Genomic DNA, 23804 nt, shown 5'->3' on the forward strand with positions numbered 1-23804 from the left:
GCCGGACAAGGGTGGGTCGGCCGAGCCCGAAAACCGACCCTGGAACTCTCTTGCGGCCTGGTCTTTACCAGGGCAGGTAAACACCCGCCCTGAGCCTACGCTCGGGCTCGCTGTCGATCATTCCTACGGCCATTCACCCATCGGTGGCGTCCTGGCCACTTCTTGATCCCCAGTGCCGGTGAGCTGAGTCACACTCGTCTGGTTCAGGCGAGCGTACGCCTCGCCGCTTTGCATGATTTCCACGGATCCTCCTCTGATCGACCACATGGGGATCCATCGGGGGATTCACAGGGGGAGGGGACGACCCATGGCGCATCGCGCGCTCGCACACAGATGGAGAACCACGGCCGCCGTACTGACGGCCGCCGGGCTCATGGCGCTGGGACTGGGCATACCCGGCGCGTCGGCGGCCGAGGAGCCGCGCATCGATCTCAGGGTGCTGGTGGTGGACAACGGCGACAGCCCGGTCCAGGCCATCACCGCCCAGCTGAAGAGCACCGGCATCCCGTACACGACGGTGAACCTGAACGACGCCGACCGTCCGGCCATCACGGACACGTTCCTCAGCGACACGGTGGACGGCACGCCGCGCGCCAAGTACCAGGGCGTGGTGCTGCCCAACGAGGCCCCGTTCGGGGCGGGCTCGGCCGAGCAGACCGCCCTGGAGACCTACGAGCGGACGTACGGCGTCCCGCAGGTCGACGCCTACACCTGGGCGCACCCGGGAGTCGGCCTCGACTACACGAGTCAGGGCGGCTGGGCAGGCACCCTCGACGGGCGTGAGGCGGCCGTGACCACGGCCGGCAAGGCGGGATACTTCGGCTATCTGGACGGCGCCCTCACCTTCGAGGACAACGACGCCTCGACGCAGGAGAGCTACGGCTTCGTCGCCAAGCCCCGTACGGGATTCACCAGTTACGTCGACATCCCGGTGCCCGCCGGGGAGGGCACCGGCAGCCTGATCGGCGAGTACGCGCACGACGGACGCCGTGAACTCGTCGTCACCTTCGCCTACAACCAGTACCAGGAGCAGTTCCGGGTACTTGCCCGTGGCATTGTCGAATGGCTGACTCAGGGCGTACACCTCGGGCAGAGCAGGAACTACTTCGCTGTCCATGTCGACGACGTCTTCGCGCCCGACAGCCGCTGGGACACCGAACGCAACTGCACCCCCGGCGACTTCGACTGCGCGGGCGGCGACGGTGAGGGAACCACGCCGATCCGTATGACCGCGGCCGACGCGCAGTACGCGGCGCGGTGGCAGCAGGAGCACGGCTTCACGCTCGACATGGTCTACAACGCCGGCTCCGGCGAGGAGTGGAAGAGCGAGCACGGCGGCAGCGACCCGCTCACCGACCAGCTGCTCGCCGACAAGGAGCAGTACCGCTGGATCAACCACACCTACACGCACCAGTACCTGGGCTGCGTCCAGGACACCAGCACCGTGCCGTGGAGCTGCGCGAAGAACGCCGACGGCTCGACGCGGTACCCGAGCCGCGCCGACATCTCGGCGGAGATCTCCGCCAACTACGACTGGGGGCTGACGCAGGGCCTTCCGATGGACCGCTCCGAGCTGGTCACCGGCGAGCACTCGGGCCTCAGGACGCTGCCGCAGCAGCCCGACGACAACCCGAACCTGGCCGGCGCTCTCGCCGACAACGGCATCGCCTGGACCGCCTCGGACAACTCCCGCGAGGCCGAGCAGCGTCCGGTCGGCACCAGCACGCTGACCGTGCCGCGCCATCCGATGAACGTGTACTACAACGTGGGCACCGACGCCGAGATGGTCGACGAGTACAACTGGATCTACACCTCGGCGGCCGACGGCGGCAGCGGCGTCTGCGAGAACAATCCCACGTCCACCTGCCTCGACGAGCCGCTGGACACCGCCACCGGCTACGACGAGTACATCGTCCCGCTGGAGGCCCGCACCGCCCTCGGACACGTCGTCGCGGGCGACCCGCGCCCGCACTACGCCCACCAGTCCAACCTGGCCGAGGACCGGACGCTCTACCCGGTCATGGACAAGGTGCTGGCAGACTACGCGGCCCTCTTCGCCGACAACACGCCGGTGCAGAACCTCGCGCAGAGCGCCATCGGCACCGAGCTGCAACGACGCGCCGCCTGGCAGACCGCCGTCACGAACGGCCAGGTCACCGCGTACCGCATCGGGAACGAAGTCACCGTCACCGCACCGTCCGGGACGCAGATCCCGGTGACCGCACCGGAAGGGACGCAGAGGCAGCTCTTGATCGGCACCACCACCTTCGGCACGCCCTACGCGGGAGCGCGCTCGGCCTGGACCACGCCAGCCGCGCTGCAGCCCGGGCTGACGCTGAAGCTGCCGTAGAGAAGCGCCCTTTCAGGGGCGCGGGGAACTGCGCGACCGGCCACAACGAGCCCGCAGCCGGGGGCCGAGCCGCAGTTCCCCGAACGTCATCCGCACTACAAGGGGGAACCGCGTAGCGATGCGTACGGGCCGTCATGTCACCATGCTCACCGAAGGCACCTATCCGCATGTCCACGGCGGGGTCAGCACCTGGTGCGACCAGCTCGTCAAGGGCATGCCGGAGGTCGACTTCCACGTCCTGTCGCTCACCGGCAGCGGCCGCGAACCCGTGACCTGGGAGCTGCCGCCCAACGTCTACCGGCACACCTCCGTGCCGACCTGGGGCCCACGGCCCGGGCGCGCACGGGCGCCGCTCGGCCGGGCCCGCCGCCGCTTCCTCGAGTCGTACGAGCGTTTCCTGCTCTCCTTCCTCTCCCCGGAGGCGAACTGCGACTTCGGCGAGGCGCTGTACGAGCTCGCCGAACTCGCCCGCGACGGACGTCTGTCGGCGGCGCTGCGCACCGAGTCCGCGCTGCGTTCGCTGATGCGGATATGGACGATGCCGCAGCTCGCGACGGCCGCGGCCCGTCCGACCGTCCACGACGCGCTGACCGCGACCGACCTGCTCGAACACGCACTCAGGCCGCTCGGTGTCCGCATCCCCGAGGACTCCGTGGCCCACGCCGTCAGCAGCGGTCTGGCGACCCTGCCCGCGCTCGCCGCCCGCAAGCTGGACGGCGTGCCCTTCCTGCTCACCGAGCACGGCATCTATCTGCGCGAGCGCTACCTCGGCTACCGCAGCGGCGAACAGCGCTGGCCGGTCAAGGCGTTCATGCTCGGCTTCTACCGCGAGCTCAACTCCCTGGGTTACCGCGCCGCCGACCTGATCACCCCGTGCAACCAGTACAACCGCCGCTGGGAGGAGCGCGGCGGCGCCGACGCCGACAAGATCCGCACGGTCTACAACGGCGTCGACCCGGCCGCCTTCCCGCACGCGGGGCCCGAACCCGAGGTGCCCACGCTCACCTGGTGCGGCCGCGTCGACCCCATCAAGGACCTCGAAACGCTTCTCCGCGCGTATGCCCTGGTCCGCGCCGAGATCCCCGAGACCCGGCTCAGGCTGTTCGGCCCGGTCCCGGCCGGCGGCGAGGCCTACCACACCAAACTGGAGAAGCTCGCCGCCGAGCTCGGCGTGAGGGACGGACTGACCTTCGAGGGCCGCATCAGCGAGGTCTGGCGGGCCTACGCGGCCGGTCACGTCGTCATGCTGTCGTCGATCTCCGAAGGTTTCCCGTTCTCCATCATCGAGGCCATGTCCTGCGGCCGTACGACGGTCTCGACGGACGTCGGAGGGGTGCGCGAGGCCGTGGGCGACACGGGTCTGGTGGTGCCCCCGCGCGAGCCGGAGAAGATGGCCGCGGCCGCGCTCACCCTCCTCCGGGACGACGAACGGCGCCTGGAACTGGGCGAACTGTCCCGCCAGCGGGTCATCGACCGCTTCACGCTCCGCCGCAGCGTGGACGCCTTCCGGACGATCTACCAGGAGCTCGCGGGCCTGCCCGAGGTCTACGAGCCCACGCTGGAGACCGTCGCCGACTGGACCCTCGAACTGCGCGACCCGTGGTACGCGGCGGTCGCGACGGACGGAACCGGCTGGTGAGCGGAAGCCTCTGGATGCCCCCGGGCTCCCGCCCCGACACCCTCCCGTACATCCCCCGGCAGCACACCCCGAGTTGGGCGCAGCCCGACCCGGTCGACGAACTCGCCGAGCGGCTCGACGACGTCATAGCCGCGGCCGTCCACCCGGACGAGATAGCCGCCGTGCTGGAGTCCGACGGCCTCTCGGACGACCAGATACGCGAGCGGTACGGCGTGAAGAACTCCTTCGCGCTCGCCGAGGAGCTGTACGAGCGCGTCGAACGCCGTTACCCCGAGCCGGACGGCCCGCTCCACGACCCCTGGCAGATCCGCCTCCTCGGCTGCCTCCTCCGCGGGGTCGTCTTCGCCCTGCCGGGCTTCGGCTACGTCCTCGGGGCACCCCTGCTCGCCGGCCCCGGGGGCGACCTCGGCCTCCCGGCCGGCACGGTCCCGCTGCTGGCCGGCGCCCTGTGCGGCTGGGCCTGGAACCAGGGGCTCGCCCACCGGGCCTACTCCTGGCTCGGGCTCGGCGACCGCTTGGCCGCCCGCCGATCCCTGCTCCTGGGAGCGCCGGCGGGCGCGCTGCTCGGCGCCCTGATCGCCCTCGCCGTCGCCGGTACGGCCCACCCGGCGGCGATCGTCTTCGCCGCCGGCCAGTCCGGCTACCTGGGCGCGGCCACCGTCCTGCTGGTGATGGGCCGCGAACGGGCCCTGCTGATCGCCCTCTTGCCGATGGCGGCGGGCGCGGCCGTCACCGTGGCCCAGCCCGTGCCCGACGCGGCGAGACTCGCCCTGCTGCTCGGCTCGCTGGCCGTGGTGGGAGTCCTCGCCCTGCGCGAAGTGGCGCCCGCCCTGCGGGACGGGGGCGAGGGCAGCTGGACCGCCGGACTGACCGCGCTGCTGCCCTTCGGCGCGTTCGGGCCGGTCCCCGAGCACCGGCGCACCGCGGCCCCCCGGCTCGCGGCCTCCCTGCCGTACGCCCTGTTCGGGCTCGGCAGCGGGGTCCTCGTCGTCTACGGGGCACTCGGGGACGTCCTGGCCGGCGAGGAACAGAGCGCGATCGCCGCGCCCGCCGCCGTGGCGCTCACCCTCAGCATGGGCCCGGCCGAATGGCTGCTGTACCGCTTCCGCAGCGGCGGCCTGGCCGGACTGCGCTCCAGCAGCACCCCGAAGGCGTTCTGGCGGACCACGGCACGCACCGTCGTCCAGTGCCTGACCGGCTACCTGGCCAGCCTGCTGGCCCTCAGCCTCGCCACCTCGGCCCTGTGGCCGCACGCCCAGGGCCTCACCGGCGTCCGCCTGGCCGGGCTGCTCCTGCTCGGCGTGGTCCTGTGGACGGGCCTGCTGCTCCAGTCCTTCGGCGCGGTCACCGGCGCGGCGGCGGTGTGCTGCGCGGCGGCCCTCGCCCAGACCGTCGCCCTCGTCACGCACACCGGCGACCCGCACTGGGTCGGCCTGATCGTGTACGGCACGGCCGCGGTCACCCAGGCGGGCCTGGTCTGCGCCCTGTTGGGAAGGGCGACCGCCCACCGATGAGCACCCTGCTGGTTCCTTACTACGAGCACCCGTCCGTCCGCCCCGCCGAATGGGACGCGATCGTGGCGGCGGCCCCCCGCCTCCACGGCGTCGTCCTCAACCCGGCCAGCGGCCCCGGCGACCGCCCCGACCCGGCCTTCGCCGAGACCGCCGCCCGACTGCGGGCGGCGGGGGCGCGGGTGCTCGGCTACACCGACACCGACTACGGCCGCAGACCCCACACCGACGTCGTCCGCGACCTCACGCGGTACCGCGACTGGTACGGCACCGACGGCGCCTTCCTCGACCAAGTCAGCGCGGGTCCCGAGGAGTTCCCGCACTACCAGAGGCTCGCGGTGGCCGCCTGGGGCCTCGGCTGCACCACCCTGGTCCTCAACCACGGCACCCCGCCCCACCCCTCCTACGCCAGGATCGCCGACGTCCTCGTCACCTTCGAGGGCACCTGGGACTCGTACCGCCGCCTCCCACCACAGCCCCGGCCCGGCACCACCGGCGTACGGCTGTGCCACCTCGTGTACGACGTCCCGCCCGACGTCGACCTGGCGGAGCTCGCCCGCGCGCGGGGCGCCTCGGTGCACTGTGCGGTGCCGGGCGCGGGAGATCATCCCTGGGGTACGTTGCCGCACACCCTGGAGCCCGCCCGGTGAGACGCCCGATCCTGCACCTTGTTCTGCTGAGCGCCTCGCTTCTGCTGCTGGCGGCCTGCACGACCGTTCCGGACAAGGACGCCGACGAGCCGAGCGGTGAGCGCTGGCAGCCGCGCCCCGGCATCGCCTGGCAGTGGCAGCTCAGCGGCCGGATCGACACCAGCGTCGACGTCCCGGTCTACGACATCGACGGCTTCGACCAGTCCGAGGCGACCGTCACCGCGCTGCACCGCCAGGACCGCAAGGTCATCTGCTACCTCTCGACCGGCGCCTGGGAGGACTGGCGCCCCGACGCGAAGAAGTTCCCCAAGTCGGTCCTGGGCCGCGGCAACGGCTGGGAGGGCGAGCGCTGGCTCGACATCCGCCGCACCGACGTCCTGGAACCCCTGATGGCGGCCCGTATCGACATGTGCCGCGAGAAGGGCTTCGACGCGGTCGAGCCCGACAACATGGACGGCTACCGCAACCGCACCGGCTTCCCCCTGAAGGCCGCCGACCAGCTCCGCTACAACCGCCTGATCGCGAAACTCGCCCACGACCGCGGCCTGGCCGTGGGCCTGAAGAACGACCTGGACCAGATCCCCGAGCTGGTGGACGACTTCGACTTCGCGGTCAACGAACAGTGCGCCCAGTACGACGAATGCGCCGACCTGTTGCCCTTCATCGCCGCGGGCAAGGCCGTCTTCCACGTCGAGTACGAACTGCCGACCGGCCGCTTCTGCGCCGGCTCCCGCAGCCTGAAACTGAGTTCGATGCTCAAGAAGTACGAACTGGGGGTGTGGCGCCGGGCCTGCTGAACGGGCTAGCGCCCCAGGGTCAGCGCGACGAGCGCCGCAGTGGCCGCCGTCTCCGCGAGCCCTCCGAACACGTCCCCGGTCACCCCGCCGAACCGCCGGACGCAGTGCCGCAGCAGGAGTTCGGCGACGCCGAGGGCGGCAAGGACGGCGAAGGCCGTGCGGACCGCGTCGTACGGCCCGAAGAGCGCCCCCGCACCGGCCGCCACCAGCGTGACGGCGACGGCGGCGACCGTCGCACCCCGCACCGGCACCACGCCCGCCACCGCCGCTCCCAGCCCCTCCGGCCGCGCCGCCGGTATCCCGGTGCGGGCGGCCAGGGTGAGCGCCAGGCGGGCGGCGGTCGCCGAGACGACGGCGGCCACGGCACCCCGGGTCCAGGAGTCGGCGTAGAGCTGGGACAGTGCGGCCACCTGGGCGAACAGTACGAGGACGAGGGTGATCACCCCGAAGGGCCCGATGTCCGACTGCTTCATGATCCGCAACGCGTCCTCGGCGGGCTTGCCGCTGCCCAGCCCGTCCGCGGTGTCCGCGAGGCCGTCCAGGTGCAGTCCGCGGGTGAGGACGGCCGGTACGGCGACGGAGGCGACGGCGGCGAGCAGCGGGCCCGTGCCCAGGCACAGCAGGAACACGCCGAGCACGGCCGCACACACGCCGACCGCCAGACCGGCCACAGGCGCGCACAGCATGCCGCCCCGGGCGGCCTCCCGGTCCCAGCGGGTCACCTTGACCGGGAGCACGGTGAGGGTGCCGAAGGCGAAGCGGAGGCCGTCGGGCCAGGAGGAGGGTGAGGAGGTCGGGGTCGTGGACACCGGCGCAGGTTACCCGGCGGTCGGGAGAGCGCCCAGGGCAGCCGTGGATAAAGTGCTCATATGGGACATTGGCTGGAGCGGAACATCATCGAGCCGGGCAAACTGCCCCTGCTTCTCGCCCTCACCGCGTTCGTGCTGACGTTCCTGGTCACCCGGGTCGTCACGCGCATGATCCGGGCGGGCAAGGGGCCCTTCGGCAACGTCAGCGCCGGAGGAGTGCACGTCCACCACGTGGTCCCCGGGGTCGTCCTCACTGTCCTCGGCGGCTTCGGCGCCGTCGCCAGCACCCGGCACGGCTTCGGCTCGGCCGCGTTCGCCGTCGTCTTCGGCATCGGCGCGGGTCTGGTCCTCGACGAGTTCGCGCTGATCCTGCACCTCGACGACGTCTACTGGACCGAGGCGGGACGCAAGAGCGTCGAGGTCGTCGTACTCACCGCGGCCCTGGTCGGCCTGGTCCTGTGCGGCTTCGTGCCCTTCGGGGTCAACGACCTCAACGACGACGAACTCCAGGACCGCGGCTCCGTCATCGTGAGCGTGGCCGTGAACTTCGTCTTCTCGCTCCTCGCCCTGGCCAAGGGCAAGGCCCGCACCGCGATCTTCGGCGTGATCGTCCCCCTCGTCGCACTCGTCGGCGCCATCCGGCTGGCCCGCCCCGGCTCCCCCTGGGCCACGCGCTTCTACGGCCGCCGCCCGCGCGCCCGCGCCAGATCCACACTGCGCGCCTATCACCACGACCGCCGCTGGGCGGGCCCCAGCCGCACCGTTCAGGACTGGATCGGCGGCAGACCGGACGAGCCCGTCCGCGCCCTCGAACGCCGGTGACGCAGCGCCGCCACCCCGCACAGCACCAGCACGACCCCGATCGCCGCCAGATGCTCCTTGCCGGCCAGGTTCTCCTTCAGCGCCACCTCGACCACCATCGCCGCGATCACCGCACCCGCCGTGACATGGGCGCCGTAGCGCCAACCGACGAACACGGCGAGACCCACCACGGCCGCCGACGGCCCGGTGTCCACCACATGCGCGTCCGAGCCGGGCAGACCCAGCGGGCTGTCCGGACCCAGCCAGATACCCAGGCGCGCGTACAGGGTGCCGGCGAGCGTGGCGGCGTAGGCGAGGGTGAGCGTCCGCCACCGGCCCAGACAGATCTCGGCGATCCCGAACACCAGCAGGATCTGCCCCAGGGCGCCCCAGGCGGGCAGGTCAAGGGCGGGCACGAACAGGGACAGGGGAGTGCGCAGAAGGGCGAGCCACAGCGGGTCCTCGGCCCGCACGGCACCGAGGTTCTGCACGAGCTGATAGCCCCAGGACTGGTTGTGCACGAAGTGCAGGACCGCCGTCAGACAGACCGCCCCGAGGGTCATGGGGACCGCCCGCCACCCGCGCTCGAGCAGCGCGTCGCGCACGGTGACGTACAGCAGTCCCCATTCGGCGCGGGCCCGGTGGGCGAGCGTGTTCATTCGGCGGTCCTCATCGTCGTACCACCGGCGAAGACCGACCGAGACAGGGCGAAGTTGAGAGAGACCCGAGTGATCTCGATCTCGTGCGCTGTTACTCCTTCTCGGACCCCTCGGCGTCCGTCGGCTTCTCGGCGTCCGCCGGCTTCTCGGAAACCTCCGGCTTCTCGGGGAGTTCGGCGGCCAGTGCCGCCGCGGCCTGTACCAGCGGCAGCGCCAGCAACGCCCCCGCGCCTTCCCCGACCGTCACCCCATGGTCGAGCAGCGGCTCCAGCGCCATCCGGTCCAGCGCCTTGGCCTGGCCCGGCTCCCCGCTGTTCTGCCCGGCCAGCCACCAGTCCGGCGCCCGGAACGCGATCCGCTGCCCCACCAGCGCGCAGGCGGCCACCACGACGCCGTCCAGGATCACCGGCATCTTCCGCACCGCACTCTGCAACAGGAACCCGGTCAGCGCGGCGAGGTCGGCCCCGCCCACCGTCGCCAGCAGCTGCAACTGGTCCCCGAGCACCGGCCGGGCCCGCCGCAGCGCGTCCCGGATCGCCGCGCACTTGCGCATCCACGCCAGGTCGTCGATCGCCTGCCCGCCCCGCCCGGTCACGACGGACGCGTCGGTCCCGCACAGCGCGGCGATCAGTGTGCCCGCCGCCGTGGTCCCGCCCACGCTCACATCGCCGAGCACCACCAGATCCGTACCGGAGTCGGCCTCCTCGTCGGCCACGGCGACCCCGGCCCGGAAGGCGGCCTCCGCCTCCTCCGGCGTGAGCGCGTCCTCGATGTCGATACGCCCGCTGCCGCGCCGCACCCGGTGCCCCGCGACCTCGCCGGGCAGCGTCTCGGGGTCGCAGTCCAGCGCCATGTCGACCACCCGCACCGGCACGCCGAGCCGCCGGGCAAGCACCGACGCCGGCCGGTCGCCCTCCATGACCTCGCGCACCAATGCGGCGGCGGTGCCCGCGGGCCGCCCAGAGACGCCCAGTTCGGCGATGCCGTGGTCACCGGCGAACAGCACGACCTTCGGCCGTTCGATCGGCCGCACCGGCACGGCCGACTGCGCCGCGGCCAGCCACTCACCCAGTTCGTCCAGCCGTCCCAGCGCTCCGGGCGGCACGACCTGACGCTCCCGGCGTGCCTCGGCGTCACGGCGCATCCCGCCGTCCGGGCGCTCGATCAGATCGGTGAAGTCGTCGAGATTAAGCGAGCTCATTCGCCGAACAGTACCGGCCCTGATCGAACACGGAGGCGCCACATCGCCACGACGACCGTGCGACGTCGTTGCGCTCAAGATCGCCATCCCATACGTTCCGGTTTGCAGCGGAATGTCGTACGCCCCCGGGAGCCGCCCATGTCCGCATCCTCCGCATCCTCCGCATCCTCCGCGCCTCTGGCCCGGCGTCTGCGCTCCGTCGCCCGCGCGATACTGCCGTTCCCCGAACCGGAGAGCTGGCTGGACGTGGGCACGGGCGACGCCCGCTTCCCCGAGGCGGCCCGGCAGGTGTTCCCGTACACGTCCTTCGACGGCCTCGACCCCACCCCCCGTGTCGAATGGGCCCGCCGCGCCGAACGCGTCGAGGAGGCCCACCTGGGCCGGCTGACCGACCCGCAGATCACCGCCCGCCTGCGCGCCCGCTACGACGTGGTCAGCATGATCCACCACCTGCCGCGCACCCCGGACCCACGCGCCGAACTCCGGGCCGCCCTGGCCGTACTCCGCCCGGGCGGCCACCTCCTGCTCGAACTCCCCGACCCGCAGAGCGCGTTCGCCACGCTCCTCGGCAGGCGCTGGCTGCCACGCCACCGTCGGCTCCACCTGCTGCCGCTGGCCGAGCTGCGCGCGGAACTGGAGTCCCAGGGCTGCGCGGTCGTCACCGCGGACCGCCGGGCCGCGCACGTCCCCCGGGACCTGCCGGGCGCCCTGTTCCTGGTCCTGCCCAAGTCCCTGCCCACCCGGGCGAAGATCCCGCTGCTGGCCGCGGCCAAGGCGGTGGAGCAGGCCCTGGCACCGCTGCTCGTACTGACCCGCTGCTCGAACACCTACCGCGTGATCGCCCGCCGGGGGGGCGTCAGCCCCGTAGCACCAGCGCCTGCCCCGCCACCACCAGCAGCACCTGCTCGCATTCGGCCGCGAACGCCGCGTTGAGCCGCCCGAGTTCGTCCCGGTAGCGCCGCCCGGACGCCGTGGCCGGGACGATCCCCGACCCCACCTCGTTCGACACGGCGACGACGGTCCGCCGCGTGGCCCGCACCGCCTCCGTCACGTCCCGCACCCGCGCCCGCAGCGCCCGCTCGCCGCCGTCGGCCCACTCCGCGTCGTCCCACGCCCCGACCGCGTCCATCGCGTCCGTCAGCCACAGGGACAGACAGTCGATGAGCAACGGCGGCCCGTCGTCCTTCAGCAGCGGCACCAGGTCACAGGTCTCGGCCGTACGCCACGACCCCGGCCGCCGCTCCCGGTGCGCGCTCACCCGCGCGGCCCACTCGCCGTCCCCGTTGCGGGCGCCGCCCGTCGCCACGTACAGCACGTCGGGGAACGCCTCAAGGCGCCGCTCGGCCTCCACCGACTTCCCGGACCGGGCCCCGCCCAGCACCAGCGTCCGCCGCGGCACATCCGGTACGTCCTCGTAGGCGCCGACGGCCAGCGTCGTGCCGTCCGGCACGGCCCGCGCCCCCGCCGCGGCGAGCCGCCGCCGCACCTCCGCCCCCGGCGGCACGTCGTGGTCGAGATGCACGGCGACGACGTCCGTCGTCGGCCCGATCGCCCGCACCGCCCGCAGCTTGGCGAGCGCGTCCGGCCGCGCCCCCACATCGGCGAGCACCAGGTCGTACGTCTCGGCGAACCCGTTCTCCAGCCCGGCGGGCGCACCCCCGGGCGGCAGATACAGCAGCCGCTGCCCGTCCGGCCCGGTCACCGCGTACCCGGTCCCCGGCGCGTCCATCGCCACCGCCCGCACCCGATGCCCTGTCAGCAGCGCCAACTCCCGCCCGTCCGGTACCCGCCCGGGCTGCGGCAGCCCGGCCGGCACCTCGACCGCCGGCCCGTCGTGCGGATGGGACAACAGCACCTGCCGTACGCCCCCCAGCGAACGCCCCGCCCGCGCCGCCGCGAACGCCGCGCCCGGCGTCAGATCGAGCATCAGTGCCCCGTCCACGAGCAACGAGGTCGCCGCCCGGGCATCCGCACCGAGCGCGGCCGCGCAGGCAGCACAGGGGCAATCGGGGTGAGGGAGCCCCGCGGGGCCGCCGGTGCCGAGCAAAGTAACGTCCACAGCCCCGATTCTCGCCGGTCGCCGTTGGTATCGCGCGTCTGGGACGCCGCCCAAGGGGCGCGACCGGCCCCGGACGGCCCGCACTGTGACGACGACCCGCAGGTTCTTCAACAGCCCGCCCAGCGGAACGAATAGGCTCGGGGCAGGAGCCGGACCAAGATCCGGCTCCCGCTGTGCAAGGGCTCACACCAGGGAGGCGTACATGGCGGCATGGACGTGGCGGTTCGAGAAGTCCGACGGCACCGAGGTTCAGCCCGCGGTGGTGCCGGAGGAGTTCACCACGCAGGGGGACGCCGAGTCCTGGATCGGGGAGTACTGGAAGGACCTGCTCGAAGGCGGTGCGGACCAGGTGCACCTCTTCGAGGACGGGACGAAGATCTACGGTCCGATGAGCCTGCACGCCCAGGAGGCGTAGCCGGCCGGGGCGGCCGGACACCGGCCGCCCCTCGTCGTGTCACTGTCCGGATGTCACTGTCCGGCTCCCTCACTGCTCACCCAGCGTCACCTCCACGGTCTTCGTACGGCCGTCGCGAGTGAACCTGACCGACGTCCTGTCACCCGGTTTCTCCGCCGCCAGGGCCTCGGTCAGCGAGGTGATGGTCGTGATGTCCGTGTCGCCGAACCTGGTGATGATGTCCCCGGCCTCGATGCCGGCCTTGTCGGCGGCCCCGCCGTCCTCGACCTCGACGACGGCGACACCGGCGGCCCGGTAGCTGTCGTCGACGACCGTGCGGGCGGTGATGCCGAGCGCGGCCCGGCCCGAGTCGGTGACCCTGCCGTCCCTGATGATCTGGCCGGCGACCGTCTTCACCATCGACGCGGGGATCGCGAACCCGATTCCGGGCGCGCTGCTCCCGAGGCCGGGGTCGATGGCGGCCAGTGTCGGGATGCCGATGACCTGACCGTCGAGGTTGACGAGGGCGCCCCCGCTGTTGCCCGGGTTGATGGCGGCGGACGTCTGCACCATGTTGGCGATCGTCGCGCCCGTACCGCCGTCGGCGCGGCCCTCGCTGACGGTCCGTCCGGTCGCCGACACGATGCCCTGCGTCACGCTGGACGACAGCCCGAGCGGTGAACCCATGGCGAGGACGATCTGCCCGACCTCGACCTTCGAGGAGTCCCCGAAGACGGCCGCCTTCAGCCCGTCCGGCACCCTGTCCAGCTTGATGACGGCGAGATCCTGCTCGGGGTAGGAGTGGACCAGCGTCGCGGCGAGCACGTTCTCGCTGTTCGCGGTCGTCACCTCGAAGGTCCTCGCGTCGCCCACCACATGCGCGTTGGTGACGATGTGGCCCTTGTCGTCGTACACCACGCCCGAGCCCAGATCACCGCTCGCCTGGATCTGCACGACCGACGGCAGAACGTCCTTGATCACCTTCTGGTAGTCGCTCTGCAGATCACTGTCCACCGCGGGAACGGCGGCCTGGGTGGTCGACTTCTCCGCCTTCGACTTCTCCGCCTTCGACGAGGACCCCGAGTCGGAACACCCGCTGACGAGTGCGAGACAGCACGCGAGAGCGGCGACGGGAGAGGCGAGCCGCGGAGCACGGGTACGGGCACGGATACGGGAAGCGTCCATGCCCCCGAGTCTCACTTCGGGGATCTGCGCCCGCCTTGTGCTGCGCGCCCGAATGGGCTCAGCCCCGCACCCCGCACAGATGCAGCAGCGCCGCGACTCCCCGATACGGGTCGGTCCGCCCGGCCCGCTCCTCGGCCGTCAGCAGCGTCTCGACGTCTGCCGGGATCTCGGCGTCGTCCACTGCGGTGTCCGTGAAGACCCGCACGCCGTACCAGGCGGCGAGCGGCGCCCCGATGCCCGCGAGGGTCGCGGTCAGCGTCGCCAGGCGGTCGGCGCGGACGTCGAGGCCGAGCCGGTTCGTGTAGGCGGTGGTGTCGAAGGCGGTCAGTGCCCCGGCCCAGTCGCCCGACAGCCCCGGCCGCATGGCCAGCGCGTCCGCGTTGCGCACGAGCAGCGACAGCAGCCCGCCCTGGGCGAGCATCCGGGCCAGCCCGGCCAGCAGCGGATCGGGCTCCTCGACGTACATGAGCACGCCATGACACAGCACGACGTCGAAACTGCCCGGCAGGAAGTGCACTCCGGTGTCCCGGCCGTCGCTCTGGACGATCCGCACCCGCTCCCGGATCCCCTCCGGCTCGGCGGCGAGGGCCTCCCGCACGGCGGAGATCATCTTCGGGTCCTGCTCGACGCCGGTGACCTGATGCCCCGCCCGGGCCAGCCGCAACGCCTGCGTGCCCTGGCCCATCCCCACGTCGAGCACCCGCAGGCGCTGCCCCACCGGGAACCGCCCGACTATCTGCGCGTCGAGCTGCCGGGCCACCAGCTCCTGTCGTACGACGTCCCGCAGCCCGCCCAGCTTGCTCAGCCAGGCATCCGCCGCGCCCCCGGTGAACGGCGTAGTGCTCAGGGCCGCTCTCCGCGCTTGACCTGCGGCTTCGGCAGCCGGAGCCGACGCATCTGGAGGGAGCGCATCAGCGCGTAGGCCACGGCGCCGCGCCGGTTCTGGTCCGGGAAGCGCTCGGCCAGCCGCTTCTTCAGACGGAAGCCGGAGAGGGCCGAGTCGAGCACGATCAGCACGATCACGACCAGCCACAGCAGCAGCGCGATGCTTTGCAGCGCACCGACCTGCACCATGCTCAGCACGAGGATGACCACGGCCATCGGCAGGAAGAACTCGGCGATGTTGAACCGCGAGTCGATGGTGTCGCGCGCGAACTTGCGCACCGGGCCCTTGTCACGCGCGGGCAGGTACCGCTCGTCACCGCCGGCGAGCGCCTGGCGCTGCTTCTCCAGCTGCGCGCGACGCTCGTCGCGCTGGCGCTTGGAGGCCTCCTTGCGCGACGTGGGCGTTTGGGCGACGCTGCGGCGCTGGGACTGGGCCTCACTGCGCTTGGGCGTGGGCCTGCCCTTCGGGGCCTGCGGGTCGCGGGTCTGCTTGGAGTCGGTCAGCGGCGCCTTGTCGGCGGCCGGGGCCTTCTCATCCTTGGCACGGCTTCGGAACACAAAACCCAAGGGTACGGGGTCAGGGGGCATGGACCCCAGCCCGGTGGGGAACGATCCGGCAACACCGGTCGTCTGTAGTGGGGAAGAGGGACCCTGATGGTCACCTACTCCTTACGCCGGAGCAGGGCCTTGGCCAGTCGTCCTTGGGGATGAGCGCATCCGTCCCCGAACAGTGCGGTAATGGATGCAGGGCCCGTACTGTGGGTTCTGTTGCAGAGCTGGAGCTGGAAGTCCGTCAGAAGGGGGCGCGCGAAGCCCATGAGCGGTGTCATGAAGCGTATGGGGATGATCTTCCGCGCGAAGGCGAACAAGGCCCTTGACCGGGCCGAGGACCCGCGCGAAACCCTCGATTACTCGTATCAGAAGCAGCTGGAACTGCTGCAGAAGGTGCGCCGAGGCGTGGCCGACGTGGCCACGTCCCGCAAGCGCCTGGAACTCCAGCTGAACCAGCTGCAGTCCCAGTCGTCCAAGCTGGAGGACCAGGGCCGCAAGGCGCTCGCGCTGGGTCGTGAGGACCTGGCCCGCGAGGCGCTCTCCCGCCGCGCCGCACTCCAGCAGCAGGTGACGGACCTCGAGACGCAGCACTCGACCCTCCAGGGCGAGGAGGAGAAGCTCACCCTGGCGGCCCAGCGGCTCCAGGCCAAGGTCGACGCCTTCCGCACCAAGAAGGAGACGATCAAGGCCACGTACACCGCGGCCCAGGCGCAGACCCGCATCGGCGAGGCGTTCTCCGGCATCTCCGAGGAGATGGGCGACGTCGGCCTGGCGATACAGCGTGCCGAGGACAAGACGGCCCAGCTCCAGGCGCGGGCCGGAGCCATCGACGAACTGCTCGCCTCCGGCGCCCTGGACGACCAGTCCGGCATGCACAAGGACGACATCCAGGCCGAGCTGGACCGCCTCTCCGGTGGTACGGATGTAGAGCTGGAGCTGCAGCGCATGAAGGCGGAGCTGGCTGGGGGCACCTCCCAGGCTATTGGCACTGGGGGAGGCACCTCGTCCCAGCAGGCCATCGAAGGTGGCACGAGCCAGCAGCAGTCCCAGCAGCAGCCGCAGGACACCCCGCGCTTCGACAAGCAGTAACGCCGGCCGGGGCCCACGCCTAGGAGGGCGACATGATCGTACGGATCATGGGGGAGGGGCAGGTGAGGCTGGCCGACAGCCACCTCACCGAGCTGAACAAGCTGGACGACGAACTCCTCAGGGAGATGGAGAACGGCGACGGCCCCGGATTCCGCCGCACCTTGCAGGCCCTGCTGGCCAAGGTGCGCGAACTGGGCGACCCCCTGCCCGACGACTCCCTGGAACCGTCGGAACTGATCCTGCCGTCGCCGGACGCGACGCTGGAGGAGGTACGGGAGCTGCTGAGCGACGACGGCCTGATCCCGGGCTGAGGTGAGGGGGAACGTACAGGTAGCCCCCGTTCCGCAGCCCGCGGAGCCCCCGTACCGTTGGCAGACGTGAGCACCCTCGAGCGAGCCCGGCGTCATCTCAAAGCGCACCCCACGACGCTGGACGCGGCCCTCGCGGCCGGCGTGCTCGCCTGCATGGTGGCCGGCTCGTTCGTCGACCCGCGCAGCAAACACGACGTCAGCTGGATCCTGCGCACCCCCGACCCGCTCAGCCTCGTCCTCATCGTGCTCGCCGCCGCCACCCTCGTGTTCCGCCGCCGCGCCCCGATGACGGTCCTCGCCCTCACCGGAGGCTTCGCCCTCGTGGAGGCCGTCACCGGCGACCCCCGCGCCCCCGTCGCCATGTCCGCGGTCATCGCGCTCTACACCGTCGCCTCCACCACCGACCGCCCCACCACCTGGCGCGTCGGCCTGCTCACCATGACCGTCCTCACCGGCGCCTCCATGCTCGCCGGGCCGCTCCCGTGGTACGCCCAGGAGAACCTCGCGATCTTCGCCTGGACCGGCATCGGCGCCACCGCGGGCGACGCCGTCCGCAGCCGCCGCGCCTTCGTCCACGCCATAAGGGAGCGCGCCGAACGGGCCGAGCGCACCCGCGAGGAGGAGGCCCGCCGCCGGGTCGCCGAGGAACGCCTGCGCATCGCCCGCGACCTGCACGACGTGGTCGCCCACCACATCGCCCTGGTCAACGTCCAGGCCGGAGTCGCCGCCCATGTCATGGACAAGCGGCCCGACCAGGCCAAGGAGGCCCTGGCCCACGTACGGGAGGCCAGCCGCTCGGCGCTGAACGAGCTGCGCGCCACCGTCGGGCTGCTCAGACAGTCCGGCGACCCGGAGGCCCCGACCGAACCCGCGCCCGGACTGGACCGGCTCGACGAACTCGTCGGCACCTTCCGCAGCGCGGGGCTGCACGTCGAGGTGGCCCGCGCGGACAACGGGATCACCCTGCCCGCCGCCGTCGGCCTGGCCGCCTACCGCGTGATCCAGGAAGCCCTCACCAACGTGCAGAAGCACGCCGGGACCGAGGCGAAGGCCGAGGTGAGCGTCGTACGCGTGGGACCGAACATCGAGATCACCGTCCTCGACAACGGCGCGGGCGAGGACCACGACCCGGAGACCGTCGGCGGCCACGGCCTGCTCGGCATGCGCGAGCGCGTCACCGCCCTGCGCGGCACCCTCACCACCGGTCCCCGCTACGGAGGCGGCTTCCGCGTCCATGCGATCCTGCCGATCAAGACCCGCACAGCCGTCACCGGAAAGCCGGGGGAACCCGTATGACCATCCGTGTCCTGCTCGCCGACGACCAGGCCCTGCTGCGCAGCGCCTTCCGCGTGCTCGTCGACTCCGAGCCCGACATGGAGGTCGTGGGCGAGGCGTCCGACGGGGCCGAGGCGGTGCGGCTGACCAAGGAGGAGCGGGCCGACGTCGTCCTGATGGACATCCGGATGCCGGGCACCGACGGCCTCGCGGCCACCCGCATGATCAGCGCCGACCCCTCGCTCACCCATGTCCGGGTGGTCATCCTGACGACCTTCGAGGTCGACGACTACGTCGTGCAGTCGCTGCGCGCGGGCGCCTCCGGCTTCCTCGGCAAGGGGTCCGAGCCCGAGGAACTCCTCAGCGCGATCCGGGTCGCGGCGGGCGGCGAGGCGCTGCTGTCCCCGGCGGCGACGAAAGGGCTCATCGCCCGCTTCCTCGCCCAGGGCGACGCGGGGGACGACGAGCGCGACCCCGCCCGCGCGGAACGCCTCGCCGCGCTGACCGTGCGGGAGCGCGAGGTCCTCGTCCAGGTCGCCGGGGGCCACTCCAACGACGAGATCGCCGAACGCCTCGAAGTCAGCCCGCTCACCGTGAAGACGCACGTCAACCGGGCCATGGCCAAGCTGGGCGCGCGGGACCGGGCGCAGCTCGTGGTGATCGCGTACGAGTCGGGGCTGGTACGTCCAAGGGCGGAGTGAGCTCTACAAAAGTGGGACCCGGCCCATCACCTGTTCATGGCGAGCCCGCGGAGGCCAGCCGCAGTGGCCGACGACGCTCTTTCCCGCGACGTCCATACCGATCCTGATGATCCCGGTGACCCGGACACAGTGCCCGGCCGCACTGATGGAACGGGGTCCGGCCCAGTACTGGTAGCGGTCTATCTGCACAGGCATCGGCTTGCGTACGCCGGAGGCCTTTGTCGAGACCGTCACGGCGCAGTTCTTTCCGCTGCCGGCGTCGTAGTACACGAAGATCGTGCCGAACTTGTCGCCGGCGTCAGTGACCATATAGGCGGCGATCTGTGACCCCTCGCAACCGTGGTCGGCCGAGGAAGCCGCCGGGGCTAGCACGACCATGCCAATGAGCATGGCGAGCGTGCCACCCACGGCCCATCGATCCGCACTCAAAATCGAACGCATGTGTGCTGATCGTGGCCTGGACGCCCCAAGGGAGCGGGATGTTTCGGCAGTGCAGCGGGCCCTGTCCGGACGGAAGGGCCCGCGCGCCTGGGACCTACGGCAGCGCCAGCATCCGCTCCAGCGCCAGCTTCGCGAACGCCTCGGTCTCCTTGTCGACCTCGATGCGGTTGACCAGATTGCCCTCGGCGAGGGACTCCAGGGTCCACACCAGGTGGGGGAGGTCGATGCGGTTCATCGTCGAGCAGAAGCAGACCGTCTTGTCGAGGAAGACGATCTCCTTGCCCTCGGGAGCGAAACGGTTCGCCAGGCGGCGTACGAGATTCAGCTCGGTCCCGATGGCCCACTTGGAACCGGCCGGAGCGGCCTCCAGCGCCTTGATGATGTACTCGGTCGAGCCGACGTAGTCCGCGGCCGCCACGACCTCGTTCTTGCACTCGGGGTGGACGAGGACGTTGACGCCGGGGATGCGCTCGCGCGCATCCCGCACCGACTCCAGGCTGAAGCGGCCGTGCACCGAGCAGTGACCCCGCCACAGGATCATCTTCGCGTTGCGCAGCTGCTCGGTGGTCAGCCCGCCGTTCGGCTTGTGCGGGTTGTAGAGGACGCAGTCCTCCAGCGTCATCCCCAGGTCCCGCACGGCGGTGTTGCGGCCGAGGTGCTGGTCGGGGAGGAACAGCACCTTTGTTGTCGAGGGCTCCCCCTGCTCGAAGGCCCACTCAAGGGCCTTCTTGGCGTTGGACGACGTGCAGATCGTGCCGCCGTGCTTGCCGGTGAACGCCTTGATGTCCGCCGAGGAGTTCATGTACGAGACGGGCACGACCTGCTCGGCTATGCCGGCCTCGGTCAGCACGTCCCAGCACTCGGCGACCTGCTCGGCCGTCGCCATGTCGGCCATCGAGCAGCCGGCGGCGAGGTCGGGCAGGACCACCTTCTGGTCGTCGGACGTCAGGATGTCCGCGGACTCGGCCATGAAGTGCACACCGCAGAACACGATGTACTCGGCCTCCGGGCGGGCGGCCGCGTCGCGGGCCAGCTTGAAGGAGTCGCCCGTGACGTCGGCGAACTGGATGACCTCGTCGCGCTGGTAGTGGTGGCCGAGGATGAACACCTTGTCGCCGAGCTTCTCCTTGGCCGCGCGGGCGCGCTCGACCAGGTCAGGGTCGGAGGGCGAGGGCAGGTCGCCGGGACACTCGACGCCCCGCTCGCTCCTCGGGTCGGCCTCGCGGCCGAGCAGCAACAGGGCGAGCGGAGTCGGCTGTACGTCGAGCTCCGTGGTCTGGGCGGTGGTCACGTCACGCACCCTTTCTACTTTTCGTCGAACTGACGTTATCTATCATAACCCGCTTCGCGTCACTTTCACGATGGTCATAACGTCGATGTGACGTGAATCCCGAAGCCGGGGTCCGAGCCCACCCGGGTCGCTGTTCGCTTCAGCGCGGGTGTGCGAGCATGAAGGAACAGGCGAAAAGACAAGTGCCGCCCGGAATGAATCCGCGGCCCCGTCGGTTGCAACCGTCGGCAAGTAGTCTCCGTACAACCCGGGAGAGATGTAGATGTCCGTATCGGACGAGACCAGCACCGTCACCGACGGCATCATCCTGTCCGACGCCGCCGCGGCGAAGGTCAAGGCCCTGCTCGACCAGGAAGGCCGTGACGACCTGGCCCTGCGCGTCGCCGTTCAGCCCGGCGGCTGCTCCGGCCTGCGCTACCAGCTCTTCTTCGACGAGCGTTCGCTCGACGGCGACGTGCTGAAGGACTTCGGCGGCGTCAAGGTCGTCACCGACCGCATGAGCGCCCCGTACCTGGGCGGCGCGTCCATCGACTTCGTCGACACCATCGAGAAGCAGGGCTTCACGATCGACAACCCGAACGCGACGGGCTCCTGCGCCTGCGGCGACTCCTTCAGCTAAGCCCCACAGCTGAACTGCTGCTGAGTAGCAGGAAGGCGGCGGCCCCCTCCGACAGGGCCGCCGCCTTCGCGCATGTCCGGTGCCGCGCTACCGCGCCCCGGACGTCTCCGGGAGCCGCGCCCCGGACTTCTCCAGCGGGATCTCCTTGCCGTCCGCGCCCACGACCTTGCGGGCGCCGAGCGGCTCGTCCAGCTGCACGGTCTGGTGGTACACCTTGGCGATCATGATGCAGACCTTGTCCGGCCAGGGCGTCTGGGTCACCGTGACCGTCACCTCGTCCGTGCCCTCGATCGCCGTCGCCTTGTAGTCGGCGCACACCCCGCCGGTGAAGCTCACGGTCAGCTCCGTCCCCTCGGCCGTGTAGCCCTCCACCCGGACGTCCCGGGTGGCCGGCGCGGCCGTCGGCTCGTCACCGGGTGAGGTCGGCCGCGGGCTGGGCTGTGCGGACGCCGTCGTGGAGGTCAGGTACTCCGGATCGACCGCTGGATGCGTCACCTCGAAGGTGTCCTGCGCGCCCGTCGCCCGCACCTCGAACAGCCAGGACGGCACCAGAGCCTGCCGCCCGTCCACGGACTGCGACGCCAGCCCGAACACGGCCTTCTCGACCGTGATCGTCGCCTTCCGCTCCGCCTTCGGCGCGGTGGCGGACTCTCCACAGGGGGCTTCCGCCCGGTCCTTCAGCGGTACGGGGCTGGCGCAGCCGCCGATGCCCATGCGGGGGTCGGTTCCCGGCGCCGCGTTCATCAGGCCCAGCGTCTTCTCCGCGCTCAGCACGGGGTACGTGTCGCCCTTCACCGGCGTCCGCACCTGGCCGTTGCCGCCCACCACCTCGCCCTGGGCGCCGACGGTGACGCCGGTCGTCCAGCCGTGGGTGGGCAGCCCGCCGACCATCGGATCGGCGTTCACGATCCGGTGGGCGCCCGCCACCTGACTCGCGTCCAGCTTCGCGTCGTCCTGACCCAACGCCTTCAGCACGGGCGCGGCCGCCTGCTTGGCGACCGCCTCGCTCACCGGGTCGGCGGACGGGTCCACGGGGTCGCTCGCACACACGGTCTCGCTCTGGCAGGCATCGGGGCCGGGCGCGTACCGGTGGAACGTCCAGGTGCCCGGCGCCTGCCGGTCCACCTGCAGACTCGGCCCCGCCCCGTCCTTCGCCCCGACCTTCCAGGCCTGCCCCTGCACCACCGGCTTCCCCTCGACGCCGAGCGCCTTCGCCAGCCCGGCCACCTGCTCCTCGGTGACGGTGCCGGCCGACCGGTACACGGGCGCCGAGCCGGGCCCCTCCGGGAGCGTGCCGTCGGCGCGGTAGGTGGCGCCGTACGGGTTGGGCTCGCCGGGCGCGATGCCGTTCGCGCCGGCGCCCTCGGAGTAGCCGTCGAGGGCGAGCGGCGGGGGAGTGCCGTCGCCGCCGGCCCCGGACGTCGTACGGTCGCCGGAACCCCCGGAGGCGGAGGTGGCGAGGTACGCCCCGCCACCCCCCACGAGCAGCACGGCGGCGGCCACGGAGGCGGCGACCAGGGTGGGGCGGCGCCGGGGTCGGTCATCGGCGTGGGGACCGTCGCTGTCGGACGCGGCGGCGTCCGGAGCCGGGGAGGCGTGGGACTCAGGGGCGGCGGAGGACACGTCGGTCTCAGGGGCCGCGGGCAGGTCGGTCTCAGAAGCCGGGGAGGCGTCGGTCTCAGGGGCGCCCGCGGAGGCTTCCTGCTCCGAGGGCGTCTCGGTGGCTTCGGGAGCTTCCTCCGGCTCCGAGGCCGGCTCAGCGGCTTCCGGGGCTTCTTCCCGCTCCAGGTCCGGCTCACGGGCTTCCCGGGGCTCTTCCCGCTCCAGGTCCGGCTCACCGGCTTCCCGGGGCTCCTCCCGCTCCGAGGCCGTGGCAGCGGCTTCCGGGGCTTCTTCCCGCTCCAGGTCCGGCTCACCGGCTTCCCGGGGCTCCTCCCGCTCCGAGGCCGACTCGGGAGCGTCCGGCGTCTCCTCCCGCTCCGGGGCGCCCTCCTGCGCGGCGGGCCCGGTGGTGGCATCGGCGTCCCGCGGCGTGCCGGCCTTCTCGGCGGCGCCGTCCTCCGGGCCGACGTCGTCGTTGTCGGGTCGCTCGGTGTTCACCGCATCGCTCCTTCGGCTGTGCATCTGTCCCGTAACCCTGACCCGACCCTGTCAAAGAAGTCGGCCCACGGGTCGTATCCCGCATCCCCTTTACGGGGGACGCCGATGGGACGCAGCGGGGGAGCGCGCGGTTCCCTTAAGAGCGCTGCCTCAGTCTCCGTACTCCGACATCTCGTCCAGCAGCCGCGCCGACGCCGGGGGCACGGTCACGCCGTGGATGAGCGAGGGGGAGACGGGAAGAGCTGTGATCCGGTCGGGAACCGCCCAGTGGGGAGCCATCCGCGCGCAGTCGCCGCGCAGCGACGCCAGGTCGCCGTCCAGGTCGGCCGGGACGGGAGCATGGACCTCGAGGTTCGTCATAACGGCACGGTAGGCACGGTCGAGCCGGCGAAGAAAGATCTACTATCGGGTAGTTTTGGCCTCTTCGGTGCCGATGCACGCCTCGCAGAGCCCGGCACCAACCCGATAGCGTGAACCGTCAACCC

24 protein-coding genes are annotated in these 23804 nt (G+C 71.7%); 13 read left to right on the plus strand and 11 right to left on the minus strand.

The window, feature by feature from the left end; all coding sequences use genetic code 11:
- Window positions 1–307 precede the first annotated feature (307 nt).
- The 5 genes from AC5P09_RS08650 (at window position 308) to AC5P09_RS08670 (ending at window position 6947) form a co-directional block, all read left to right on the plus strand.
- Window positions 308–2350 (plus strand): hypothetical protein, encoded by a 2043-nt coding sequence (locus AC5P09_RS08650; protein ID WP_493873253.1) that lies wholly within the window; start codon window positions 308–310, stop codon window positions 2348–2350.
- Window positions 2351–2468: 118 nt separating this feature from the next.
- Window positions 2469–3989 (plus strand): GT4 family glycosyltransferase PelF, encoded by a 1521-nt coding sequence (pelF, locus tag AC5P09_RS08655; protein WP_493873254.1) that lies wholly within the window; start codon window positions 2469–2471, stop codon window positions 3987–3989.
- On the plus strand, window positions 3986–5503 hold the full coding sequence (locus tag AC5P09_RS08660) for a hypothetical protein (RefSeq protein WP_493873255.1): 1518 nt from the start codon (window positions 3986–3988) through the stop codon (window positions 5501–5503). The genes pelF and AC5P09_RS08660 overlap by 4 nt, the downstream gene beginning before the upstream one ends.
- Entirely contained in the window at window positions 5500–6150 is a 651-nt protein-coding gene (locus AC5P09_RS08665) for a spherulation-specific family 4 protein (protein WP_493873256.1), read from the plus strand. Before AC5P09_RS08660 ends, AC5P09_RS08665 begins: the two co-directional genes overlap by 4 nt.
- Window positions 6147–6947: an endo alpha-1,4 polygalactosaminidase gene (locus AC5P09_RS08670; RefSeq protein WP_493873257.1), complete on the plus strand. Its 801-nt coding sequence runs from the start codon at window positions 6147–6149 to the stop codon at window positions 6945–6947. Before AC5P09_RS08665 ends, AC5P09_RS08670 begins: the two co-directional genes overlap by 4 nt.
- A 5-nt stretch (window positions 6948–6952) precedes the next feature.
- On the opposite strand, the gene AC5P09_RS08675 is transcribed toward AC5P09_RS08670, so the two are convergent.
- On the minus strand, window positions 6953–7756 hold the full coding sequence (locus tag AC5P09_RS08675; protein WP_493873258.1) for an adenosylcobinamide-GDP ribazoletransferase: 804 nt from the start codon (window positions 7754–7756) through the stop codon (window positions 6953–6955).
- A 60-nt stretch (window positions 7757–7816) separates the two neighbouring features.
- Between AC5P09_RS08675 and AC5P09_RS08680 the strand changes: the two genes are divergently transcribed.
- Window positions 7817–8578: a hypothetical protein gene (locus AC5P09_RS08680; protein ID WP_493873259.1), complete on the plus strand. Its 762-nt coding sequence runs from the start codon at window positions 7817–7819 to the stop codon at window positions 8576–8578.
- Here the strand turns inward: AC5P09_RS08680 and AC5P09_RS08685 are convergent.
- On the minus strand, window positions 8521–9216 hold the full coding sequence (locus AC5P09_RS08685; protein ID WP_493873260.1) for a hypothetical protein: 696 nt from the start codon (window positions 9214–9216) through the stop codon (window positions 8521–8523). The genes AC5P09_RS08680 and AC5P09_RS08685 overlap by 58 nt on opposite strands.
- A gap of 91 nt (window positions 9217–9307) precedes the next feature.
- A complete protein-coding gene (gene cobT / locus AC5P09_RS08690; RefSeq protein ID WP_493873261.1) occupies window positions 9308–10417 on the minus strand; it encodes a nicotinate-nucleotide--dimethylbenzimidazole phosphoribosyltransferase in 1110 nt (369 codons plus the stop codon).
- Window positions 10418–10555: 138 nt separating this feature from the next.
- Here cobT and AC5P09_RS08695 point away from each other — a divergent pair, with 138 nt between their 5' ends.
- The gene (locus tag AC5P09_RS08695) at window positions 10556–11350 is read left to right on the plus strand and encodes a class I SAM-dependent methyltransferase (protein WP_493873262.1); all 795 of its coding nucleotides are present in this window, start codon (window positions 10556–10558) and stop codon (window positions 11348–11350) included.
- Here the strand turns inward: AC5P09_RS08695 and AC5P09_RS08700 are convergent.
- Window positions 11274–12476: a bifunctional adenosylcobinamide kinase/adenosylcobinamide-phosphate guanylyltransferase gene (locus AC5P09_RS08700; RefSeq protein WP_493873263.1), complete on the minus strand. Its 1203-nt coding sequence runs from the start codon at window positions 12474–12476 to the stop codon at window positions 11274–11276. The two genes, AC5P09_RS08695 and AC5P09_RS08700, sit on opposite strands and share 77 nt — an antisense overlap.
- A gap of 202 nt (window positions 12477–12678) precedes the next feature.
- Between AC5P09_RS08700 and AC5P09_RS08705 the strand changes: the two genes are divergently transcribed.
- Complete coding sequence (locus AC5P09_RS08705) at window positions 12679–12891, plus strand: hypothetical protein (protein WP_266440745.1); 213 nt, start codon at window positions 12679–12681, stop codon at window positions 12889–12891.
- 69 nt (window positions 12892–12960) lie between these two features.
- Here the strand turns inward: AC5P09_RS08705 and AC5P09_RS08710 are convergent, their stop codons facing one another.
- From AC5P09_RS08710 to AC5P09_RS08720, 3 genes are all read right to left on the minus strand, one after another.
- Window positions 12961–14055, minus strand: a complete 1095-nt coding sequence (locus tag AC5P09_RS08710) for a S1C family serine protease (RefSeq protein ID WP_493873264.1) — start codon at window positions 14053–14055, stop codon at window positions 12961–12963.
- Window positions 14056–14113: 58 nt separating this feature from the next.
- A complete protein-coding gene (locus tag AC5P09_RS08715; RefSeq protein WP_493873265.1) occupies window positions 14114–14815 on the minus strand; it encodes a class I SAM-dependent methyltransferase in 702 nt (233 codons plus the stop codon).
- Window positions 14816–14898: 83 nt separating this feature from the next.
- Window positions 14899–15528, minus strand: coding sequence for a DUF3043 domain-containing protein (locus AC5P09_RS08720; RefSeq protein ID WP_307674222.1), 630 nt, complete (start codon window positions 15526–15528; stop codon window positions 14899–14901).
- 255 nt (window positions 15529–15783) lie between these two features.
- Between AC5P09_RS08720 and AC5P09_RS08725 the strand changes: the two genes are divergently transcribed.
- The 4 genes from AC5P09_RS08725 to AC5P09_RS08740 all read left to right on the plus strand — a co-directional run bounded on the left by AC5P09_RS08725 (window position 15784) and on the right by AC5P09_RS08740 (window position 18868).
- Window positions 15784–16581 carry a PspA/IM30 family protein gene (locus AC5P09_RS08725; protein WP_493873311.1) on the plus strand — a complete coding sequence of 266 codons (798 nt, stop codon included), beginning with the start codon at window positions 15784–15786 and terminating at the stop codon, window positions 16579–16581.
- 32 nt (window positions 16582–16613) lie between these two features.
- Window positions 16614–16892, plus strand: a complete 279-nt coding sequence (pspAA, locus tag AC5P09_RS08730; RefSeq protein WP_266440758.1) for a PspA-associated protein PspAA — start codon at window positions 16614–16616, stop codon at window positions 16890–16892.
- Between the two features lie 66 nt (window positions 16893–16958).
- A complete protein-coding gene (locus AC5P09_RS08735) occupies window positions 16959–18188 on the plus strand; it encodes a sensor histidine kinase (RefSeq protein ID WP_493873266.1) in 1230 nt (409 codons plus the stop codon).
- Complete coding sequence (locus AC5P09_RS08740; protein WP_493873267.1) at window positions 18185–18868, plus strand: response regulator; 684 nt, start codon at window positions 18185–18187, stop codon at window positions 18866–18868. Before AC5P09_RS08735 ends, AC5P09_RS08740 begins: the two co-directional genes overlap by 4 nt.
- A gap of 3 nt (window positions 18869–18871) precedes the next feature.
- Here AC5P09_RS08740 and AC5P09_RS08745 read toward each other — a convergent pair whose 3' ends face one another.
- Together AC5P09_RS08745 and nadA are read right to left on the minus strand one after the other, a co-directional pair.
- Complete coding sequence (locus tag AC5P09_RS08745) at window positions 18872–19309, minus strand: hypothetical protein (protein WP_493873268.1); 438 nt, start codon at window positions 19307–19309, stop codon at window positions 18872–18874.
- Between the two features lie 94 nt (window positions 19310–19403).
- Window positions 19404–20600 (minus strand): quinolinate synthase NadA, encoded by a 1197-nt coding sequence (gene nadA / locus AC5P09_RS08750; RefSeq protein ID WP_493873269.1) that lies wholly within the window; start codon window positions 20598–20600, stop codon window positions 19404–19406.
- Window positions 20601–20862: 262 nt separating this feature from the next.
- Here nadA and AC5P09_RS08755 point away from each other — a divergent pair, with 262 nt between their 5' ends.
- Entirely contained in the window at window positions 20863–21219 is a 357-nt protein-coding gene (locus AC5P09_RS08755) for an iron-sulfur cluster assembly accessory protein (protein WP_030596804.1), read from the plus strand.
- Window positions 21220–21306: 87 nt separating this feature from the next.
- Here the strand turns inward: AC5P09_RS08755 and AC5P09_RS08760 are convergent, their stop codons facing one another.
- Window positions 21307–22842: a hypothetical protein gene (locus tag AC5P09_RS08760; protein WP_493873312.1), complete on the minus strand. Its 1536-nt coding sequence runs from the start codon at window positions 22840–22842 to the stop codon at window positions 21307–21309.
- A 627-nt stretch (window positions 22843–23469) separates the two neighbouring features.
- Window positions 23470–23679, minus strand: a complete 210-nt coding sequence (locus AC5P09_RS08765; protein WP_493873270.1) for a hypothetical protein — start codon at window positions 23677–23679, stop codon at window positions 23470–23472.
- Window positions 23680–23804: the final 125 nt, after the last annotated feature.

The organism is Streptomyces sp. a15, from assembly GCF_059026085.1.

What these genes read in the sequence shown, in the direction of transcription:
- AC5P09_RS08650 (WP_493873253.1), top strand. Translation starts at nt 308, where the DNA reads ATGGCGCATCGCGCGCTCGCACACAGATGGAGAACCACGGCCGCCGTA.
- pelF (WP_493873254.1), top strand. Translation starts at nt 2,469, where the DNA reads ATGCGTACGGGCCGTCATGTCACCATGCTCACCGAAGGCACCTATCCG.
- AC5P09_RS08665 (WP_493873256.1), top strand. Translation starts at nt 5,500, where the DNA reads ATGAGCACCCTGCTGGTTCCTTACTACGAGCACCCGTCCGTCCGCCCC.
- AC5P09_RS08680 (WP_493873259.1), top strand. Translation starts at nt 7,817, where the DNA reads ATGGGACATTGGCTGGAGCGGAACATCATCGAGCCGGGCAAACTGCCC.
- AC5P09_RS08685 (WP_493873260.1), bottom strand. Translation starts at nt 9,216, where the DNA reads ATGAACACGCTCGCCCACCGGGCCCGCGCCGAATGGGGACTGCTGTAC.
- cobT (WP_493873261.1), bottom strand. Translation starts at nt 10,417, where the DNA reads ATGAGCTCGCTTAATCTCGACGACTTCACCGATCTGATCGAGCGCCCG.
- AC5P09_RS08695 (WP_493873262.1), top strand. Translation starts at nt 10,556, where the DNA reads ATGTCCGCATCCTCCGCATCCTCCGCATCCTCCGCGCCTCTGGCCCGG.
- AC5P09_RS08705 (WP_266440745.1), top strand. Translation starts at nt 12,679, where the DNA reads ATGGCGGCATGGACGTGGCGGTTCGAGAAGTCCGACGGCACCGAGGTT.
- AC5P09_RS08710 (WP_493873264.1), bottom strand. Translation starts at nt 14,055, where the DNA reads ATGGACGCTTCCCGTATCCGTGCCCGTACCCGTGCTCCGCGGCTCGCC.
- AC5P09_RS08720 (WP_307674222.1), bottom strand. Translation starts at nt 15,528, where the DNA reads ATGCCCCCTGACCCCGTACCCTTGGGTTTTGTGTTCCGAAGCCGTGCC.
- AC5P09_RS08725 (WP_493873311.1), top strand. Translation starts at nt 15,784, where the DNA reads ATGATCTTCCGCGCGAAGGCGAACAAGGCCCTTGACCGGGCCGAGGAC.
- pspAA (WP_266440758.1), top strand. Translation starts at nt 16,614, where the DNA reads ATGATCGTACGGATCATGGGGGAGGGGCAGGTGAGGCTGGCCGACAGC.
- AC5P09_RS08740 (WP_493873267.1), top strand. Translation starts at nt 18,185, where the DNA reads ATGACCATCCGTGTCCTGCTCGCCGACGACCAGGCCCTGCTGCGCAGC.
- AC5P09_RS08745 (WP_493873268.1), bottom strand. Translation starts at nt 19,309, where the DNA reads ATGCGTTCGATTTTGAGTGCGGATCGATGGGCCGTGGGTGGCACGCTC.
- AC5P09_RS08755 (WP_030596804.1), top strand. Translation starts at nt 20,863, where the DNA reads ATGTCCGTATCGGACGAGACCAGCACCGTCACCGACGGCATCATCCTG.
- AC5P09_RS08765 (WP_493873270.1), bottom strand. Translation starts at nt 23,679, where the DNA reads ATGACGAACCTCGAGGTCCATGCTCCCGTCCCGGCCGACCTGGACGGC.